Raw genomic sequence first — 6,295 nt, forward strand, 5'->3', positions numbered from 1 at the left:
AAACCGAAAAGGAGTATCTCTTCTGATTAAAATTTAATCATTTTGCGACACTCCCCTTTTGGATTTTAATACTGTCACATATATAATAAAAATATAAAAAAATTAAATTTTTTACAAAAAAGGGTTGCATAATTAGAAAAAGCTGATATAATAGTAAAAGTAATGACGTTCCGCGATAGCTCAATGGTGGAGCACTCGGCTGTTAACCGATAGGTTGGAGGTTCGAGCCCTCTTCGCGGAGCCATTTTTTTATAATTTTTTAATATTAACGATAATTTAGAAATGTAAAGTTGTAGTGAGATTATATATATATCTACTACAGCTTTTTTTATTTTGTGCGATATTTAAAAGTTACATATATAACTTTTGAATTTGTGTTAAGAATATTTGATATGAATTTAATAGATACAATGGGGTTAGGTTGTGGTTAATTTAAGAAAAAGCAAAAGAATAATAATATTTTTAAAATTTTTTAATAAATAGGGTTGCATAATTAATAAAAACTGATATAATAGTAAAAGTAATGACGTTCCGCGATAGCTCAATGGTGGAGCACTCGGCTGTTAACCGATAGGTTGGAGGTTCGAGCCCTCTTCGCGGAGCCATTTTTTTATATTTTAATATAAGCAGATAGAATTGTTTAGGGTGGAATTTATTTCCACCCTTTTTATGTTAAAAATCAATAGAGTAAATAAAAGTTTCAAACTTATATAACATTTGGCTTGTTATCAATAAAGTCAAAGTCGTCTAGAATTATGTCTACTGTATACTTTTTTTCGTTATGTTTATCTAGATAGATTCCTGTTCTAAGTTTTCCTTGTATAGATAATTTATAACCTTTTGATATATACTGAGAAAGTATTTCAGCCTTTCTATCAAAAGCAACGATATTTATAAAGTTTGCTGATTTTTCCTTTGTTGTGGGATTATATTCATCTACTGCTAAAGTGAATTTTACATAACTCCTTTCATTAGATCCGTAGTGTTGAACTTCTAAATCCTTAGTTACTCTGCCTATTAAATATACTTTATTCATATATTACCTCCTGAAAATTATTTGTTTTAAGTCTAGACAGAAACATCTATTCGTATTCGATTAAAAAATAAAAAATAAAAAATAAAAAATAGGGTTGCATAATTAGAAAAAGCTGATATAATAGTAAAAGTAATGACGTTCCGCGATAGCTCAATGGTGGAGCACTCGGCTGTTAACCGATAGGTTGGAGGTTCGAGTCCTCTTCGCGGAGCCATTTTTTTATATTTTTTTAGAAGTATTTTTAATCTTGACATATAAGATGATTTTGTTAAAATTAATTTATCAATTAAATATTACACGTAGATGAAGAAGAGTAGTTTATAAATCAATTATAGAGAGATGATGTTTGGTGCAAATCATTATTGATTTAAAGCGAAGGGCGCTTTTGAGTGTAGAAGAGTTTAAAGAATAAAGATGGGCTTAAGCCAAGAAGGGTGGAACCGCGGAAGTAAATTTCGTCCCTTTGTGGTTTTAAGGCTTTTTTTATTTTATAAAAATGTATTTGGAGGGATAAATAATGGCAGTAGAAAAAACAATGGATAAGATTGTAGCACTTTGTAAAAACAGAGGATTTGTATTCCCAGGATCAGATATATATGGCGGATTAGCTAATTCGTGGGATTACGGTCCATTGGGAGTAGAATTTAAAAATAATGTAAAAAAGGCATGGTGGAAAAAATTCGTTCAAGAAAGTCCTTATAATGTTGGATTGGATTCTGCAATTTTAATGAATAGAGAAGTTTGGGTTGCGTCAGGTCACGTTGGTGGATTCTCAGACCCATTAATGGATTGTAAGGAATGTAGAGCAAGATTCAGAGCTGATAAGATAGTTGAAGATCACATGACAGAAAATGGTGCAGAAGTAGCAAGCGCTGATGGATGGACTAATGAACAATTAAAAGAGTACATTGAAAGCAATAATATAGTTTGTCCTAAATGTGGAAAGATGAATTATACAGATATAAGAAAGTTTAATCTTATGTTTAAAACATTCCAAGGTGTTACTGAAGATTCAAAGGCAGAAATTTATTTAAGACCTGAAACTGCACAAGGTATATTTGTTAACTTTAAAGCTGTACAAAGAACTTCAAGAAAAAAAGTACCATTTGGTATAGCTCAAATAGGAAAATCTTTTAGAAATGAAATTACTCCTGGGAATTTTACATTTAGAACAAGAGAATTCGAACAAATGGAATTAGAATTTTTCTGTAAACCAGGAACAGATTTAGAATGGCATAAATACTGGAAGGATTATTGCTGGAATTTCTTACTTAACTTAAGTGTGAAACCAGAAAATCTAAGAATGAGAGATCATGGAGAAGAAGAATTATCATTCTATTCAAATGCAACTTCAGATATAGAATACTTATTCCCATTTGGATGGGGTGAACTATGGGGAATAGCAGATAGAACTGACTATGATTTGACAAAGCACCAAGAGCATTCTGGTCAAGATTTAAGTTATTTAGACCAAACAACTAATGAAAAATATATACCATATGTTATAGAACCATCATTAGGAGCTGATAGAGTTGCCTTAGCATTCTTAATCGAAGCTTATGATGAAGAAGAATTAGAAGACGGAGATGTTAGAACAGTAATGCATTTACATCCAGCATTAGCTCCATTTAAAGCAGCTATTTTACCTCTTTCTAAAAAGCTTTCAGAAAAAGCTTTAGATGTTTATGCAGAATTAAGCAAGAAGTTCAATCTTGATTTCGATGAAACTGGAAGTATAGGAAAGAGATATAGAAGACAAGATGAAATAGGAACACCTTACTGTATAACAATTGATTTTGAAACATTAGAAGATGGGGCTGTTACTATTAGAAACAGAGACACTATGGAACAAGAAAGAATTCAAATAAGCGAATTAGAAAAGTATATAGAAAAAAGTTTGGAATTTTAATAAAAATACAACCCATTGAATAATTGTCAGTGGGTTGTATTTTGTTGTTTTTATAATTACAAACAATACGGTATTTGTATAGAATGAATATTTTTATAGTGCTATAATTGAATTTAGGAAGAATATAAAATAATCATATAAATAATTTTAATTTGGAGGATTGAAATGGGAAAAGACTTTAAGGAGTTTAAGCAATTTATTTCAAATAAAAAGGTTGCAGTTGTTGGTATCGGAGTAAGTAATATTCCATTAATAAATTTCTTGTTAGATTTAGGGGCAGTAGTTACGGCTTTTGATCAAAAAACTAAAGAAGAATTAGGAGACGTGGGAGAAGATTTTGATAGAAAAGGTGTTAAGTTAGAACTTGGAGAAGGTTATTTAAATAACCTTACTGGATTTGAAGTTGTATTTAAAACTCCATCTATGAGAATCGATAGTGATGCATTAGTAAAAGCTAAAAATGAGGGTGCATACATTACTTCTGAAATGGAGGAGTTTGTAAGATATACTAAAGGAAAAATATATGGAATAACAGGTAGTGATGGTAAAACAACAACAACAACTATTATTTCTAAATTATTAGAAGAGCAAGGGTATAAAACTTGGGTTGGTGGAAATATAGGAACTCCATTATTTTCACAAATAGAAAGTATAAAGGAAGAAGATAGAGTAGTATTGGAGTTATCAAGTTTTCAACTTATGACTATGACTGATAATATAGATATTGCAATATGTACTAATTTGGCTCCGAATCATTTAGATATGCATAAGGATATGCAGGAATATATAGACGCAAAGAAAAATATATTCTTATATCAAAATTCCAATAGTGTTTTAGTTATAAATAGGGAAAATGAAATTACTTATGAATTTAAGAAAGAAGCAAAGGGAATTGTTAGAGAATTTAGTTCGAAGAGAGAAATAAGTGATGGAGCATATTATAGTGATGGAATTCTTTATCTAGAAGGAAAAGAAGTTTGTAAAAAAGAAGATATTGTAATTAAGGGTATGCATAATGTTGAAAATTATCTTGCTGCATTTATATCAACTAAGGATGATGTATCTATAGAAACAATGAAGAAAGTTGCGGAGACTTTCAAAGGTGTTGAACATAGATGTGAACTTGTAAGAGAAATAGGTGGAGTAAAATACTATAATGATTCCATTGCTTCAAGTCCAACAAGAACTTTAGCAGGTCTTAAAGCCTTTGATGAGAAAGTGATATTAATTGCAGGAGGATATGATAAACATATACCTTTTGAACCTTTAGCATATGAAGGGTATCCTTATATAAAGGAATTAATTCTTATTGGAGCAACAAAAGAAAAAATAAAAGATGTTTTTGATAAGTTATATGAAGAAAAAGGTGTAAAAGTTAATATAAAAATAGCTGAATCATTAAAAAATGCTGTAAATATAGCTAAGGATAATGCAGTAGAAGGTGATATTATAACACTGTCTCCAGCATGTGCGTCATTTGATATGTATCCGAATTTTATGGTTAGAGGAAATGAATTTAAAGATATAGTAAATAGCTTGTAAATATTAATAACACTTCTACAATATAAGTTTAATTACTCAAGTATATATTTGGAGGTTATTTGTAATAAAGTGAAGGGTATAGTTGAGTCATTAAAGTACAAAGAAGGATATATAAAATTAGAACATCTGATTTTATATATCCTTTTGTTATTTGAAGTTATGCAGATATTTTTTTGTAATAGATGTTATTTACATTAATGCTTGGGCTATAAAAAATGCCCTTGGTTGTTAAATAATAATCATTAATTCCTTGAGTGATTTCAGATTTATATGTTGCAGTTAAATTTTTGAGATCTACTGATAGTGAATATAAATTATTAGAATCATCTCCGTTAATAAAATATAATGATTTATTAATAATTTTTAACTTGAATCCATTCATTATGTAAATTCTTTTAGAAGACAAATCAGAAGGATCGATTGAATATAAATTATTATTGTCTGAAGAATTAAAGAAAAGCAACTGACCTTCATATACTACAAAACTATTAGCTGTGTAGTCGGTAAGTTTTTGTTTATTTGTCCCATCAGTTTTTATTGAATATAATTTCGAATTATCGCTCAGGTTTTGATATATGATGAAGTCTCCGTTTATTATAAATGAACCTACATTATCTGGACATACCAACATAGAATTAGAGTTTAAAGTATCAAATTTATAAACTTTATTATTATCATCTTTGTTCGTATAGAACAAATCTGTATTAACAGAAATCAAGTTGTTTACTGAATGAGTTGTTAATTTTGTGTAGGTTTTATTAGTAAGTTTTAGAGAACTTAATGCGTTGTTATTTACTCCATCAGAAAAATAAACTATATCATCAATTAAAGAAATATTATCAGCGGAGTATTCTGCAAAATCTTTTACAGCTTTACTTTCTAGAATGTTCTCTGGCAATGGATCAGGAATTATTGAAATTCTGTTATTTTCATCTGGGTTAGGAAATATCAAGTTGTTTCCGTTAAAAACAAAGGGGCAAAAATATGATGAATTATCGCTTAAAATCAATGTATTTGCTTGGTTAACAGTAGATAAATCAGAGGTTGCTTGAGTTGATGAACCTAAAGTATTATTAGAAGCAGTTGAATTTGTAGAGGTTTTAGAAGTATTTGCGCAACCAGTAAATAAAAATATGGCAAGTGATAATAATAGATATAATATTTTTTTATTCATTATTAAAATCTCCCTAAAATTAAATTGTATATAAATATTATCATATATTTTATAGTGCAAATTATTTCACTGCATAAAATGTATACAATAAGTAAATGTGATGTAGTTTGTTTAACTTGGAACATATATATTAAATTGGTTATCATATGTTGTTATTAATAATTAAATACATAGAGTATATGATTAATTTAATAAAAATAATAAATATAGTAATTAATATGCAAAATAAAACCTATATTAATATTAAAATAAATTAGTATAAGAGTAAAGTAAACAAGTGCTATTTTATAGAGTTCTTATAAATTTTGAACTTTTCTAAAATCAACTTTTCCAGGTGTATCAAGCTAAATATTATAGTGAATTAAGCAGAAAAACTGCAATAGAATGAGATAATTCAGTCAAATCAACAATAATATATTAATTGATTAGAAAAAACATGATACTATAATATTCGTTGTCGCGAAAGTGACATAAAGAAATGAGAAGCGTATTAGAAAATATCTAAATATTTATAAAAAATAAATGTTGACAAGAAGTTCTAAGGATGTTATCATAATAAAGCAGTCGAGAGACGCAGTGAGATCTTTGAAAATTGAACAGAATAAGATAAATACATTTAAGTAAACCAGCAATT

At 28.5% G+C, this 6,295-nt stretch carries 4 protein-coding genes, 3 tRNA genes and 1 other annotated feature; of the genes, 5 read left to right on the top strand and 2 right to left on the bottom strand.

The window, feature by feature from the left end:
- The first annotated feature begins 169 nt into the window (after positions 1-169).
- Both GXK56_RS27350 and GXK56_RS27355 read left to right on the top strand, forming a co-directional pair.
- Positions 170-244, top strand: a tRNA-Asn gene (locus GXK56_RS27350).
- A gap of 286 nt (positions 245-530) precedes the next feature.
- Positions 531-605 (top strand) — tRNA-Asn (locus tag GXK56_RS27355).
- Positions 606-706: 101 nt separating this feature from the next.
- Here the strand turns inward: GXK56_RS27355 and GXK56_RS27360 are convergent.
- Positions 707-1,036, bottom strand: coding sequence for a single-stranded DNA-binding protein (locus GXK56_RS27360; protein WP_160693450.1), 330 nt, complete (start codon positions 1,034-1,036; stop codon positions 707-709).
- A 139-nt stretch (positions 1,037-1,175) separates the two neighbouring features.
- On the opposite strand from GXK56_RS27360, the gene GXK56_RS27365 reads away from it, so the two are divergent.
- The 3 genes from GXK56_RS27365 to murD all read left to right on the top strand — a co-directional run bounded on the left by GXK56_RS27365 (position 1,176) and on the right by murD (position 4,487).
- Positions 1,176-1,250, top strand: a tRNA-Asn gene (locus GXK56_RS27365).
- A gap of 77 nt (positions 1,251-1,327) precedes the next feature.
- Positions 1,328-1,502, top strand: a binding site (T-box leader).
- 51 nt (positions 1,503-1,553) lie between these two features.
- Positions 1,554-2,945: a glycine--tRNA ligase gene (locus tag GXK56_RS27370; RefSeq protein WP_160693452.1), complete on the top strand. Its 1,392-nt coding sequence runs from the start codon at positions 1,554-1,556 to the stop codon at positions 2,943-2,945.
- 165 nt (positions 2,946-3,110) lie between these two features.
- Positions 3,111-4,487, top strand: a complete 1,377-nt coding sequence (murD, locus tag GXK56_RS27375; protein WP_160693454.1) for a UDP-N-acetylmuramoyl-L-alanine--D-glutamate ligase — start codon at positions 3,111-3,113, stop codon at positions 4,485-4,487.
- A gap of 157 nt (positions 4,488-4,644) precedes the next feature.
- On the opposite strand, the gene GXK56_RS27380 is transcribed toward murD, so the two are convergent.
- Complete coding sequence (locus GXK56_RS27380; RefSeq protein ID WP_160693456.1) at positions 4,645-5,661, bottom strand: DUF5050 domain-containing protein; 1,017 nt, start codon at positions 5,659-5,661, stop codon at positions 4,645-4,647.
- Between the last annotated feature and the right edge of the window lie 634 nt (positions 5,662-6,295).

This window comes from Clostridium sp. C2-6-12 (assembly GCF_009928485.1).
In the GTDB taxonomy this organism is placed as follows: domain Bacteria; phylum Bacillota; class Clostridia; order Clostridiales; family Clostridiaceae; genus Clostridium.